At 63.6% G+C, this 11,674-nt stretch carries 12 protein-coding genes and 2 pseudogenes; 1 reads left to right on the forward strand and 13 read right to left on the reverse strand.

Features of this window, described 5'->3' with window-relative positions:
* Positions 1 to 269 precede the first annotated feature (269 nt).
* A complete protein-coding gene (gene pdxR, locus M3484_RS12155; protein ID WP_092898332.1) occupies positions 270 to 1,760 on the forward strand; it encodes a MocR-like pyridoxine biosynthesis transcription factor PdxR in 1,491 nt (496 codons plus the stop codon).
* Here the strand turns inward: pdxR and M3484_RS12160 are convergent.
* The 13 genes and pseudogenes from M3484_RS12160 to M3484_RS12205 all read right to left on the reverse strand — a co-directional run bounded on the left by M3484_RS12160 (position 1,753) and on the right by M3484_RS12205 (position 11,669).
* Entirely contained in the window at positions 1,753 to 2,412 is a 660-nt protein-coding gene (locus M3484_RS12160) for an SDR family NAD(P)-dependent oxidoreductase (protein WP_092898330.1), read from the reverse strand. The genes pdxR and M3484_RS12160 overlap by 8 nt on opposite strands.
* A gap of 131 nt (positions 2,413 to 2,543) precedes the next feature.
* A complete protein-coding gene (purF, locus tag M3484_RS12165) occupies positions 2,544 to 4,019 on the reverse strand; it encodes an amidophosphoribosyltransferase (RefSeq protein WP_249497061.1) in 1,476 nt (491 codons plus the stop codon).
* 121 nt (positions 4,020 to 4,140) lie between these two features.
* Positions 4,141 to 4,788: a CvpA family protein gene (locus M3484_RS12170; protein WP_249497062.1), complete on the reverse strand. Its 648-nt coding sequence runs from the start codon at positions 4,786 to 4,788 to the stop codon at positions 4,141 to 4,143.
* A 24-nt stretch (positions 4,789 to 4,812) separates the two neighbouring features.
* The gene (gene radA / locus M3484_RS12175; protein WP_249497063.1) at positions 4,813 to 6,171 is read right to left on the reverse strand and encodes a DNA repair protein RadA; all 1,359 of its coding nucleotides are present in this window, start codon (positions 6,169 to 6,171) and stop codon (positions 4,813 to 4,815) included.
* A 165-nt stretch (positions 6,172 to 6,336) separates the two neighbouring features.
* Positions 6,337 to 6,531: pseudogene (locus M3484_RS23985) on the reverse strand (IS5/IS1182 family transposase); the annotation flags it as partial.
* Positions 6,532 to 6,562: 31 nt separating this feature from the next.
* The gene (locus M3484_RS23990) at positions 6,563 to 6,706 is read right to left on the reverse strand and encodes a hypothetical protein (protein WP_502942455.1); all 144 of its coding nucleotides are present in this window, start codon (positions 6,704 to 6,706) and stop codon (positions 6,563 to 6,565) included.
* Between the two features lie 114 nt (positions 6,707 to 6,820).
* Complete coding sequence (locus M3484_RS23995) at positions 6,821 to 7,150, reverse strand: transposase (protein WP_502942456.1); 330 nt, start codon at positions 7,148 to 7,150, stop codon at positions 6,821 to 6,823.
* 51 nt (positions 7,151 to 7,201) lie between these two features.
* Positions 7,202 to 7,432, reverse strand: a complete 231-nt coding sequence (locus tag M3484_RS24000; protein ID WP_502942457.1) for a hypothetical protein — start codon at positions 7,430 to 7,432, stop codon at positions 7,202 to 7,204.
* A gap of 192 nt (positions 7,433 to 7,624) precedes the next feature.
* Positions 7,625 to 8,500, reverse strand: a pseudogene (locus M3484_RS12185) (IS110 family RNA-guided transposase).
* A 208-nt stretch (positions 8,501 to 8,708) separates the two neighbouring features.
* Complete coding sequence (locus tag M3484_RS12190; RefSeq protein WP_249497064.1) at positions 8,709 to 9,710, reverse strand: LLM class flavin-dependent oxidoreductase; 1,002 nt, start codon at positions 9,708 to 9,710, stop codon at positions 8,709 to 8,711.
* Positions 9,703 to 10,152 (reverse strand): paraquat-inducible protein A, encoded by a 450-nt coding sequence (locus M3484_RS12195; protein ID WP_249497065.1) that lies wholly within the window; start codon positions 10,150 to 10,152, stop codon positions 9,703 to 9,705. The genes M3484_RS12190 and M3484_RS12195 overlap by 8 nt, the downstream gene beginning before the upstream one ends.
* Before the next feature lie 188 nt (positions 10,153 to 10,340).
* Complete coding sequence (locus M3484_RS12200; protein WP_249497066.1) at positions 10,341 to 11,135, reverse strand: inorganic phosphate transporter; 795 nt, start codon at positions 11,133 to 11,135, stop codon at positions 10,341 to 10,343.
* Between the two features lie 156 nt (positions 11,136 to 11,291).
* Entirely contained in the window at positions 11,292 to 11,669 is a 378-nt protein-coding gene (locus M3484_RS12205) for a hypothetical protein (RefSeq protein WP_092898318.1), read from the reverse strand.
* Between the last annotated feature and the right edge of the window lie 5 nt (positions 11,670 to 11,674).

Below are 11,674 nucleotides of genomic sequence, written 5' to 3' on the forward strand. Positions count from 1 at the left end.
GACGCAACTGCTAAAATCGCGAAACAGGGAGGCGTGACTTCAATACCCTACAGATGATCCGCTGCCGTCTTCGCCGGCAGAAATTATCCACGAGCAGATCACCAGCATCTTTCATCTGTTCCTGAACATCCCGGTCAGGGCCGTCGGGCCGGCAGATGGGGGCCGCGCCCCCTCGCACCCCGAACCCGGGGGCAAGCCGCTTTTCATTGTAACCCGCGTCGTATATGGCCAGTCTTGTCGTGGGTTTCGGTCCAGTCGGGGGGCGGCAGATGGCTATTCCAGTCGAGGCATTCTTTCTGGCTTCCGGTGCGGCGGGGACGCTGCAAAGCCGGATCCGGGCCATGGTGACTGAGGGGATCCTTTCGGGGCGCTTCCGGCCGGGGCAGAAGATGCCCTCTTCGCGCGGGCTTGCGGCACATCTCGGGATCTCGCGCATCACGGTTACCCTGGCTTATGGCGACCTGGTGTCCTCTGACTATCTCACGTCGCGCGGACGCTCGGGCTATTATGTCTCGGACAATGCCCCGCGCGCACCGGATTTTCCAAGCCCCGCCCGTCCCGCGGAAGAGGTTGATTATCATGCGTTTTCCGGTGGACGCTTTACCCGCGCGATGCAGGGTGTCGAGCGCCCGGATGACTGGGAGCGCTATCCCTGGCCCTTTATCTATGGCCAGACCGACCCCACGCTGTTTGACCATCAGAACTGGCGGGCCTGCGCGTTGCGGGCCCTGGGGCGGCGGGATTTTTCCACCCTCACCTCGGATTTCTATGAGCGTGACGATCCGGCGCTGATCGAACAGGTTTTGCGGGTGATCCTGCCACGGCGCGGTATCGCCGCGGGGCAGGATGAGGTGCTGCTGACGATGGGGGCGCAGAACGCGCTCTGGATCGCGACCGAGATCCTGCTGGGCGAGCCCGCGCGCGGCCATCGCGCCGTGATCGAGAACCCGTGTTATCAGGGCATCCGGCGGGTGCTGGAGGTTTCGGGCGCCGAGGTGGTCTCGCTGGATGTCGACGAGGGCGGGTTGCCTTTGTCGGGCTTTGCGCCGGGCGGTCAGGTCCGGCGCGGCGATGTGGTCTATGTCACGCCCTCGCACCAGGCGCCGACCAATGCGACCATGGCGCTGGAGCGGCGGCTGAAGCTGCTCGAGGCTGCAAGCCGCGAGGATTTCATCATCATCGAAGATGATTACGAATTCGAGATGAGCTTTCTGAAGCCGGTCTCACCGGCGCTCAAGTCTTTGGACAAGGCAGGGCGGGTGATCTATGCGGGCTCGTTTTCCAAGTCGATCTTCCCGGGGATGCGGCTGGGCTATCTGGTGGCGCCGCCCGGGTTTATCGCCGAGGCGCGGGCGTTGCGGGCCATGGCGCTGAAACATCCGCCGGGTCATATCCAGCGCACCGTCGCCTATTTCCTGGCCGAGGGCCATTATGATGCGCTGATCAACCGGATGCGGGCTGCGTTCCGGCGTCGCCGCCAGGGGATGGAAGAGGCGATCCAGGCCGAGGGGCTGACCATTGCGGGCCAGGGCGGCTATGGCGGTTCGTCTTTCTGGATGCGGGCGGGGGCGGGTGTGGATACCGCCCGTGTGGCGCAGGATCTGCGCAAAGAGGGCGTGCTGATCGAGCCGGGACAGAGCTTTTTCGACCCGGAGCGTGTGGCGCGGAATTACTACCGGCTGGCTTATTCGTCGATCCAGCCGGCGCGGATCCCTGAGGGGATCCAGAAGATCGCGCGGGCTATGGCGTCGGTCAGCTGAGCGCGAGATCGAGGAGGCGCGCGGCCTCGGCCTTCGGATCGGCAAGGGGCGCGCGGTCTTCGCCGGGATGGAAGCGGGCGCGAAGCGCGGTCGGCATCGGGGCAGGGGCGGCGATCACCACTTTCGGGCCGATGCGCTGTGTCTCGGCCGCCCAAGCGCGGGCCAGTGCCAGCTGTGCGGCTTTGGTGGCGCCGTAAGCGGCGGAATTGGCCGTGCCGGGGAAGGGGTCATCAGGGATCAGGGCGGTGCCCTTGCCCGCGCGCAACAGCGGCTCGACCAGGGTGATCAGCTGCGAGGTCGCGCGCAGATTGGTGGCGATGGATTTATCGAGGTCTTTCAGATCGACCGAAGAGGCCGGCGCGAGGGCGGTCGCATGGATCGCAGTATGGGCCCAGAAGCCGAGGCTGCCCCAGCGGGCGGCGATCGAGTCGGTCAGGTGGCGCATCGCATCTTCATTGGTGACATCCATCGGCGCGAGCGTCAGGCTGCCCGCACCGGGCAGGCCCTGGGCTTTGACCCGGTCATCGAGATCTTCCAGCCCGCCGGTGGTGCGCGCGACCGCGATGACATGCCAGCCCCGCAGCGCCAGCTGTTCGGCGAGGCCGGCACCAAGACCGCGGGAAGCACCTGTCACAAGGGCTGTTCTGGACATGAGCTGGCTCCGATAGCTGGTGCTGGAAAGCCGGGGGCGCTTCGCCCCCCGGACCCCCAGAGGATATTTCTGGACAGATGAAAAGGGGCAGCGAGGATGCGGCCGGGGGCCGCGCCTCTGTCCTACCTGCGTTATTCGGCGGCGGTTTTCATCTCGAAACCTTCATCCAGCTTGTCGGCGGGGATGACCGGATATTCGCCGGAGAAGCAGGCATCGCAATATTGCGGGCTGCGATTGTCGCGGCCCTTCGCCTCGCCTGCCGCCCGGTAGAGCCCGTCGAGCGAGATGAATTTCAGACTGTCGACGCCGATCCAGTCGCGCATCTCGTCTTCGGTCATGGTGGCAGCGAGGAGCTTCGAGCGTTCAGGCGTGTCGACGCCGTAGAAACAGGGCCAGGCGGTCGGGGGGGACGCGATGCGGAAATGCACCTCGGCGGCGCCGGCGTCGAGGATCATGTCTTTGATCTTGCGCGAGGTGGTGCCGCGCACGACCGAATCGTCGACAAGGATCACGCGTTTGCCACGGATCAAAGCGCGGTTGACGTTGAGCTTGAGGCGGACCCCCATATTGCGGATCTGCTCGGTCGGCTCGATGAAGGTGCGGCCCATATACTGGTTGCGCGTGATGCCGAGGCCGAAGGGGATGCCGGACTGCGCGGCGAAGCCGATGGCAGCGGGGGTGCCGCTGTCCGGCACCGGGCAGACGAGATCGGCATCGACAGGGCTCTCCAGCGCGAGTTCCACGCCAATCTGGCGGCGGGTCTCATAGACTGACCGGCCACCGACGATGCTGTCGGGGCGCGAGAAATAGACCTGTTCAAAGATGCAGGAGCGGCCTTTGGCATGCGGGAAGGGGCGCGAGCTTTCGATATGACCGTTTTCGATCACGACCATCTCGCCCGGTTCGATCTCGCGGATGAATTCGGCGCCGATGATGTCGAGCGCACAGGTTTCCGAGGCCAGCACATAACCCTCGCCCAGGCGGCCCAGCACCAGCGGGCGCACGCCGAGCGCGTCGCGTACCCCCATCAGTTTCGTACGGGTCATGGCGATGACGGAAAACGCGCCTTCGACCAGACGCAGCGCGTCTTTCAGACGTTCGGCCTGGGTTTTCTGCAGGGAGCGCGCCATCAGATGGATGATGCATTCCGAATCAGAGGAAGACTGGAAGATGGCGCCGCGCGCGATCAGGTCTTTTCTCAGCCGCGCCGCATTGGTCAGGTTGCCGTTATGGGCAATGGCGCAGCCACCAATGGCGAATTCGCCGAAGAAGGGCTGCACATCGCGGATCTGGGCGGTGCCTTTCGATCCGGCGGTGGAATAGCGCACATGGCCGATGCCCAGATCGCCCGGCAGCAGGTTCATCACGGCAGAAGAGGTGAATTTATCGCGCACATAGCCGAAACGGCGTTCGGAATGGAAACCGGTCTCTGCCTCATAGGTGACGATGCCGCCGGCCTCCTGGCCGCGATGCTGCAGGGCATGCAGCCCGAGCGCCACGAAATTCGCGGCATCGGCGAGGCCAATGACCCCGAAAATCCCGCATTCTTCCTTCAGCTTGTCCCCGTCATTCAGAGGTTCAAACGGGTGGGCGGGAAAACGGCGCATCTGGCCTCCGATCCGGCTGCTTCTTCGCGGCTGATGTAGTCGCTGAGAGTGCCAGAGTCACCCCCCGTTGTCATGCATATGTTGCAGGTCGGGCGCTGCGCAAATGCACAGCCGGCGCGGATCAGGGGGCCGGGGCCGGAACAGGGGCCGCTGCCGGGTCCTGTGCGGGCGTGGTTTCGCCATTTGCGGGCGGCGGCGTCACCGGCTGGGCGGTTTCGGCCGAACATACATTGGTCAGGTCATTATAGCGTGCCACGATCCAGCCAGGCGCATCGGTGGGGATCGCATTGTCGATCGATGCCTGGAAATTCGCGAAGACCTTGGCGGTTCGGGAATTGTCGATCGCAGTGATGGAGTGATTCGCCAAAGCGCGGTCATAGACGATGAAGGCGACTGCGATGAGCAGCACGCCGCGCGCCACACCAAAGACGAAGCCAAGGGCCTGGTCGATGCCGCCAAGCGCCGAGCGCTGCACAATCGACGAGAACAGGGGCGTGAACAAAGCCGCCACGATCAGGCCGATGGCAAAGACCGCCGCAAAGGAAGCTACCACCGACAATTCGCAGCTGTCGGCGAGGAACTGGCCGACCATCGGGATCTCGCGCACGATGGGCATGGCCGAGGGCGCGAAGATGAAGGCCACGATGGCGGCGCCGATCCAGCCGACAATCGCCATGCCTTCGCGGACAAGGCCACGCGAATAGGCGAGAACCGCCGAGAGCAGGATGATCAGGGCCGCGCCGCCATCGACCCAGGTGAAATTGTCCATTCGCTCTCTCCTGCCGGACGCGCCTCAGCCCGCCCCGAACATCTCGCCCGTAAAGGCCGTGAGATCGGCCATTTCGCGCAGTTTCAACCCACCCTGCGCGCCGGGTTTCGATCCCTTGGGCAGTGCCGCCTGTGTGAAACCAAGTTTCGCCGCTTCTTTCAACCTGTTTTCGGTCTGGGATACCGGACGCAGCGCGCCCGAGAGCGAGATTTCCCCGAAAAGCACCATGTCACGCGGGATCGCCACATCTTCGCGCGCCGATAAGAGGGCGGCGGCCACGGCCAGATCGGCGGCAGGCTCGGTCACACGCATGCCGCCTGCGACATTGAGGAAAACATCAAGCCCGGTGAAAGGGATGCCGACCCGCGCCTCGAGCACGGCGAGGATGGTCGATAGCCTGCCCGAATCAAGCCCGACCACCGTGCGGCGCGGCGTGCCCAGAGGTGAGGGCGCGACAAGGGCCTGGATCTCGGTCAGGACAGGCCTTGTGCCTTCGATCCCGGCGAAGACGGCGGAACCGGGGGCGGGCGCATCGCGGTTCGCGAGAAACAGCGCCGAAGGGTTGGTGACTTCGGAAAGCCCCCGGCCGGTCATCTCGAACACGCCGATCTCGTCCGAGGCGCCAAAGCGGTTCTTGACGGCGCGTAAGATGCGGAACTGATGGCCGCGCTCGCCTTCGAAATACAGCACGGTATCGACCATATGTTCGACCACACGCGGGCCGGCGATCTGGCCCTCTTTGGTGACATGGCCCACGATGATGATGGCGACGCCGCACCGTTTGGCGAAGTTCACCAGCTCATGCGCGGCGGCGCGGACCTGCGAGACCGAGCCTGGCGCCGCCGCGACCGTGTCGAGCCACATGGTCTGGATCGAATCGATAATGGCAAGGCCCGGGCGTTCGGCGTCCAGCGTGGTGAGGATGTCTCTCAGACTGGTCTCGGTGCCGAGCATGACCGGCGCATCGGTGAGGCCAAGGCGCTGCGCCCGCATCCGGACCTGGGCCGCCGCCTCCTCGCCGGAGATATAAATGCATTTCAGCCCGGTCTTCGCGAAACTGGCGGCGGCCTGCAACAGAAGGGTCGATTTCCCGATCCCCGGATCGCCGCCGACCAGAATGGCCGAGGCCGGCACCAGGCCGCCCCCCAGCACCAGATCCAGTTCGGATATGCCCGAAGTGGCGCGGGGCGGCGGGGCTTCTTCCGTCGCAAGATCCGTCAGAGCGACCTGCTTGCCCCTGGGGCCCAGCGGTTTCGGACCTGAGGAGAGCGGCGCCTCCTCGATGATCGAATTCCAGGCGCCACAGGCATCGCAGCGTCCGGCCCATTTGCGCGAATTCGCGCCGCAGGCAGTGCAGGTGAAGGAGGGGGCGGATTTGCTCATGCTCTGACCTCGCATGGCGGGGCAGGCGGGGGCAAGAGGGGGCCAGCCCCCTCGGCCCTTTCAGGGCCTCACCCCCGGGGATATTTAGAGACAGATGAAAAGGTCTGGCGAGGCTTTGTTGGGCTATTCGGATTGAGGCCGGGCGTGTCCCTTTCCCGGCTATCGTCAGCGCGTGCGTACGGTCTCAGACGTGCCGGGTGATGTGAAGCGGTTCATGAGTGCGATGCGGATCTGGACCTCTGCATTCTGCCTGTCGAAGTCTTTCGCCATGATGCGCTCTCCCAGAAGTTTGAGGCATCTCATTTTGGCCTCCACACGACTTTGTCGGTGATATCCGGACAATTTCTTCCAGTTCCGTGCATTCCGGCGTGGCGGGTGTAGGGCATGAACGTCACTGGTTCAAGAGAATGCCCGACGTTGCATCTGCACCCAGTGCCGCGATGGCGGTGTGATACCCTTTGGTGTTGTAGATGCCATCGGCGGTAACGCTGCTGATCTGTTCTTCCGCGGAGATCTGTGCCAGAAGATCCGGCAATACCAGGCGTCCCCTATACGGTTGTTGGACATCTCCACGGCCCACACTTCCAGCGTATCAGCGTCAATGCCAATGTGGATCTTGTGCCATTGCCTGCGGCGGCTGGCCCCGTGTTTACGGACCTGCCACGCGCCTTCGCCCGAGAACTTGATGCGACCTCACCGGTTCGCTTGAACCGGTGGCGCTTACCGGCTCGATGTCAACCAGCAGATGCTGCGGTCCGGACGCCGCAGGATATGGGATCTGCACCCTCAGGTGCTTCTGCCGACGGCAGAGCGTCATGTACTGAGGAGGATCAGCGATCCTTCCAGTGGAAGGATCGCCCGACGAAGGGCGCCGGCCAGTCGAGCCCGGCCAGTGCCAGAAGGCTCTCCACGAACCCCGTCGTTTGCCGTACGGCAGCCCGAACAGCACCTTGAGCGAGAGGCAAAACTGGATGGCCACCGCCGAGAACCTCTCAGGATGACCCGGCTTACCGTTCGGCGCCGCGAACCACTACATCTCCGGGTCAAACCAAACCATCAGTGCCCCGCGCCGCTTCAGAGCCTGGCTGTAACTGAACCAGTTCGTCGTGCGGAAAAGAGGGATCGGCTTGCTCATGGCGCCAATCTGCCCCGCTGACTCAAAAACATGAATCCGTGAACCGACCGGATAGTGCATATGTATAAACGCCCCTTGCGCCAGAGTGTTTTCAGAGCTGTTCTGCGCGGTGTCGGGTGCTGACATGTATCCGGCCTCATGATGCGGCCGTCTCCATGCCGCGGGCCCGTATGGTGTTCTCGGATCAGGTCCAAATCAACGCCGCGTGCTCAAAGGCGCGTGTTGTACAACTGGTTCTCCTGACCCCGTCTCACGACCGTTGCGCCAGACTGCTCTCAGCCCTCCTCCGCTCCGACGTCTCGCGACCGCTGACGGGGTTTATGCCGCCATGGCCGGAGCCCGGCAGACCTCTTTCGTCTTCAGGATCGCCCAGACGATCCGTGCTATCTTATTGGCCAATGCCACCCTGACCAACATCGGTGGTTTGCGCGTCAGCATGTTACCGAGCCAGGTGCCCGGTTGTGCCGCAGCATGGCAGTGCCGTTTGATGATGAAGCTGTTGGCGCCGATGATCAGCAGCCTCCTCAGGGAGCGTTCGCCCATCCTGGTTGTAGCCTCCAACCCCTGCTTCCCGCCCGTCGAATGCTGCCGCGGGGTGAAGCCGAGCCAGGCGGCAAAGTCGCGCCCCTTGCGAAAGACCTCCGGAGGCGGCCCCAGTGAGGCCCGCGCCGTGGCGGGCAGGTCCGAAGCCTCGCTTTCGATCAGTGCGATCAACCGGCTCACGTTCCTCACGCCTTGAGGCACGACATGACCATATTCGCCCAGATGTCCGCGCAGGGCGTTGATTGCCTGGGTCCGCTGTCGGATCAACAGCGCCCGGACGCGAAAGACGCTGGCCGCGCCCTGCGATTTCTCGGTCTTGATAGGGACGAAACGCATGCTCGGACGCTATGCCGCCTCGCAAATCGCCTCGGCATCGTTCGCATCGTTTTTCTGACGTTTGACGAACGGCTTCACATAGGCGGGCGGAATGAGCCTGACGTCATGGCCAGGCTTGACCAGTTCCCTCGCCCGGAAATGCGCGCCTCCGCAAGCTTCCATCGCCACCAAACAAGGCGGCAGCGTCGCGAAGAAAGCCAACACCTACGCGCGCCGCAGCTTCTTTCGGAGCACGGCGGCGCCGCGAGCATCAGCGCCGTGGGCTTGATATACATTCTTCGCCAGATCGAGTCCGACAATGGTAATCTCCGACATGACCGCCTCCCAGAATGGAGTGTTGCGATCCCACCTTGGCACGTCGATGCCGTCGGGGGCGGTTACATCATCAACGCCAATCTGTGGATCACCTCGCGGCGATCAGATGGGTAAACATGCCGATCTGAAATCCAAAAACCGCGTGGCAGCCTCTGAATGGCTCCGCCGAAGGCTTCCGCCGCCCGGCCAGAGGAGACCGGGCAACCCGTCAGACGGCCGGCAGCCCCCAGGCCTTTGCGGTCAGTTCCAGCGAGCGGCGCCGTGCGGCGGGATCCCAGATATCCGAGACGATGATGAATTCATCCGCTTTGGTGCGGGTCTGAAGGGCGGCAAGTCCGGCTTTCACCTCATCGGGCGTGCCGACCACCGTACAGCCCAGCATCCGTGAGACCTGGCTTTCCTCGCGGATGTTCCAATAGGTGCTGATATCGTCGATCGGTGGCTGCGACAGGCCGCGCGCGCCACGGAAAATGCCGGTGAAGCTCATCTGCGCGGTGGTGAAGAGGCGGCGGGCCTCGACACTGGTCTCAGCGCAGATCACATTGACGCCGACCATGGCATAGGGCGTGTTCCGTTGCGCCGATGGTTTGAAACGTGAGCGGTAGATATGCAGCGCCTCATCAAGGTAATCTGGCGCGAAATGCGAGGCGAACCCATAGGGCAGGCCCAGTTCTGCCGCCAGCATGGCACCGAATTCAGACGAGCCGAGGATCCAGAAATCCACCTTGGTTCCGGCGGCGGGCCAGGCACGGATATAGCCCGGCTCATCGGCAGGCGCGAACCAGTGCATCAGCTCCATCACCTCTTGCGGGAAGCGTTCGGCGGCTCCGGCCGGGGTGCGGATGGCGCGCAGCGTCGCCTGATCGGTTCCCGGCGCGCGACCAAGGCCCAGATCGACGCGGCCTGGAAAAAGCGATGCCAGCGTGCCGAATTGCTCGGCAATGATATAGGGTGAATGGTTGGGCAACATGATCCCGCCCGATCCGATCCGGATCCGCCTGGTGTGCTGCCCGGCATGGGCCAGCACCACCGCAGTCGCGGCCGAGGCAATGCTTTCCATATTGTGATGCTCGGCCACCCAATAGCGATGATAGCCCAGCCTGTCGGCAACGGTCGCAATGCTCTGGGCCTCGGACAGCGCGTTGCCCGCATCAAACCCCTCGCGCACCCGGACAAGATCAAGAAGGGAAAGTGGAATATTGTCAGTCATTTGCAGGTCTCTCCGTGCCGGAAATGCGCCCTGTATCCCAGGCGATCAGGATCGAGGTAAGCACGCAAAGGGTGAAAAGCCAGAGGCCCCAGGCGGTTTCTATTGTGACCCAGCCGGCGCCTTTTGCGACCAGGATATAAAGCGCGATCAGGAAAACATCCGCCATGGCCAGCTTGCCAAGGAACTGCAGCACCGGCAACACGGCGCGGGAAAGCAGGCCGAATTGTAAAAGCGCAAGGCCGATGGTTTTGAGATAGGGCGCAAACACCGCAAGAAAGGTCACCAGCAAAGCAAGGGCGGGATCCGTGCCCCAGAGCGTTTGCAACCCGGTGATGACGGATATCTCATCCATACCGAACAGCGGCAGCAAGGCCGCGCGCATCAGCGGTGCGAACCAGGCGATGGGGAAGAGAACCAGAAGCGAGAGATTGAGCCAGCGCATGGCGGCAGCTTGCATCCGCTCAGCGGGAGGTCAAGGGGAGCGCGAAAGAGGGGGGCGCTGCCCCCGGCCCGGCTCCGCCGGTCCCCCCCGGGGATATTTAAGAGACAGATGAAAAGAACTGCTCTGCGCTGATTTCATCTGTCTCTTAAATATCCCCGCCGGAGGCTTCCGCAATCTGTCAGAGGCGCTCAGCTGCGGGGATCTGGCCGGAAGGGGCCGGGTTTCGGCAGGGTCACGACATTGCCTTCGGGCTCGCCACGTTCTTCGATATCGACGGCATAGCCGAGCCCGGGCAGGATCTCGCGCAGATCGGCCTCGAGCCGTTTCAGCTGGGTCCTGGCCTGGTGTTCCTCGGCCTCAATAGCGGCAAGCCAGCGGCGCATTTCGTCGCAGATGCCGCGCGCGAGCCGCAGCCGCTCGTTCAGCGCATCGATTTCCTGCTGGCGCTGTTCCAGGAAGCCTTTTGCCCGCGCCACTTTTGCGTCGGAGTAGGTCTGGGCCAGGGCGCGGGTCTCATGGCTCATCTGTGCCGCGAGCTGCAGCAGCTCCGGCTCCAGCCCGGCGAAATCGGGGTGTCGGCGCAGCTCTTCCATCCGCGCGCGGATCGAGTCGAATTCCGCGGACAGACCGAAGAGCCCGCGGCGGTCAGCCTCATGCGACATCCGATAGGCACGGGCGACATCCGAGACGCCCATCGCAAAGCTGCGATGCCCGGCCTCGAGCCGCGCCATGCGGCTGTTTGCGGGCAACCAGAAGACCAGCATCGCCAGCAGCGCGGTCAGGCCGATCTGCAGCCACATGCCTGCATTGGCAACCGGCACCCCATCCAGCGATAATGCGACTTCCGGCCAGGCGCTCCAGCCGAGGGCTGCAAAAAGGCAGGCACCCATGAGGATCAGGCAGGCCCCGAAAATCGCGGCATGGGCACAGACCTGGCCGGCAGCTAAGACCCTGCGCAAAGCTGCGCGATCATCTGAAAACATGCCCAACCCCCGTTACGGCCTTTTCAGGCAAAGGCTGAACATCTTAAATTTGCAAGGAAAAACCAGAATTTACGGGTGAGTGAGAAACTGAATCCTGTGGAAATCCGGGACTGTTTCCATCCTGTCAACGTTCTGCGCGGTGTGGTTGTGCTTGGCTCAGTGCGACAGCGCGCGCACCAGCGCCACCAGACAGGCGATCACGATGGTCACCAGGTGTGACACCACCCAGCCATGTGCCCAGACCGGGCTGGGCCAGCGGTTCCAGACATGGGCGCCCCAGGCGGCCAGCACCGAGACCCATAGCAGGGTCGAGACCAGCACCGATACAGCATGGCCCGACGGATCGGCGAAATGCAGCGGCAGCGCCAGCCAGACCAGCGTGATCAGCGCAAGACCCGTCAGGCGGAACGCGCCGTTATGGCGCCGCCGTATCCCCGTCAGCCCGGCCACCAGAACCACCGCCGGGAAAAGCAGCAAGAGCCATTGCATCACTGGCGACGGCGTCAGGAGCCGGTTGAGAAAGTCGCTTTCCATCACAG

Source organism: Pseudomonas sp. GX19020 (assembly GCF_023371075.1).
Lineage (GTDB): Bacteria > Pseudomonadota > Alphaproteobacteria > Rhodobacterales > Rhodobacteraceae > Pseudogemmobacter.

Bases quoted from the DNA above. Each gene is read 5' to 3' on its own strand.
- pdxR (WP_092898332.1), top strand. From the start codon at position 270: ATGGCTATTCCAGTCGAGGCATTCTTTCTGGCTTCCGGTGCGGCGGGG.
- M3484_RS12160 (WP_092898330.1), bottom strand. From the start codon at position 2,412: ATGTCCAGAACAGCCCTTGTGACAGGTGCTTCCCGCGGTCTTGGTGCC.
- purF (WP_249497061.1), bottom strand. From the start codon at position 4,019: ATGCGCCGTTTTCCCGCCCACCCGTTTGAACCTCTGAATGACGGGGAC.
- M3484_RS12170 (WP_249497062.1), bottom strand. From the start codon at position 4,788: ATGGACAATTTCACCTGGGTCGATGGCGGCGCGGCCCTGATCATCCTG.
- radA (WP_249497063.1), bottom strand. From the start codon at position 6,171: ATGAGCAAATCCGCCCCCTCCTTCACCTGCACTGCCTGCGGCGCGAAT.
- M3484_RS24000 (WP_502942457.1), bottom strand. From the start codon at position 7,432: ATGTCAGCACCCGACACCGCGCAGAACAGCTCTGAAAACACTCTGGCG.
- M3484_RS12190 (WP_249497064.1), bottom strand. From the start codon at position 9,710: ATGACTGACAATATTCCACTTTCCCTTCTTGATCTTGTCCGGGTGCGC.
- M3484_RS12195 (WP_249497065.1), bottom strand. From the start codon at position 10,152: ATGCGCTGGCTCAATCTCTCGCTTCTGGTTCTCTTCCCCATCGCCTGG.
- M3484_RS12200 (WP_249497066.1), bottom strand. From the start codon at position 11,135: ATGTTTTCAGATGATCGCGCAGCTTTGCGCAGGGTCTTAGCTGCCGGC.
- M3484_RS12205 (WP_092898318.1), bottom strand. From the start codon at position 11,669: ATGGAAAGCGACTTTCTCAACCGGCTCCTGACGCCGTCGCCAGTGATG.